This is a genomic window from Tenacibaculum sp. L6 (assembly GCF_028823685.1).
Taxonomy (GTDB): domain Bacteria; phylum Bacteroidota; class Bacteroidia; order Flavobacteriales; family Flavobacteriaceae; genus Polaribacter.
In genome coordinates, this window is the sequence record NZ_JAPEHZ010000159.1 from 1 (window position 1) to 818 (window position 818).

The 818-nt window shown below is 34.5% G+C and carries 1 protein-coding gene; it reads right to left on the reverse strand.

Features of this window, described 5'->3' with window-relative positions:
* Window positions 1–698 (reverse strand): phosphoribosylamine--glycine ligase (locus OU788_RS12480; protein ID WP_446751496.1); only part of this gene is annotated, 698 nt, incomplete at its 3' end.
* Window positions 699–818 lie beyond the last annotated feature (120 nt).

The following is an 818-nucleotide window of genomic DNA, read 5'->3' on the forward strand; positions in this document are numbered from 1 at the left end:
CCGCCTGTATTTAGCCCTGTATCGCCTTCTCCAATACGTTTGTAATCTTTAGCAGATGGTAAAATTTTATAATTTTTTCCGTCAGTTAAAACAAAAACAGATAATTCTATTCCTTTTAAAAACTCTTCAATAACGACTGTTGATGAAGCGCTTCCAAATTTTTGATTGGAAAGCATTTCTTCTAATTCGGCTTTGGCTTCTTCTAAATCGTTTAAGATTAACACTCCTTTTCCAGCAGCTAATCCGTCTGCTTTTAATACGTAAGGAGGATCTAACGTTTCTAAGAATTTTTTTCCTTCAGCTAAGGTTTCAGTAGTAAAAGATTGGTAACGAGCAGTAGGAATATTGTGTTTTTCCATAAACTGCTTCGAAAAATCTTTACTTCCTTCTAATAAAGCACCATCTTTTTTAGGCCCGATTACTGGAATGTTTTTCAACTCTTCATCAGCTAAGAAAAAGTCATGAACTCCTTCAACTAAAGGCGCCTCAGGACCTACAACTACCATATTGATATCGTGTTGTAAAACGGTTTCTTTTACCTGTGCAAAATCAGTTGGATTGATAGCTATATTTTTAGCAATTGCATCAGTTCCTGCGTTACCAGGAGCTACAAAAAGGTTGTTGATTTTTGTGCTTTCTGAAAGTTTTTTAGCAAAGGCGTGCTCTCTACCGCCCGATCCTAAAATTAGAATATTCATTGTGTGTGTTGTTGTATTGTGAGTGCAAATATAAAATAAGAAAAAAGGCTATAAGCAAAACCAGTCTTTAAAATTGCATAAAAAGCAAAAAAGACCTCTTTTTAAACTAAAAGAAGTCTT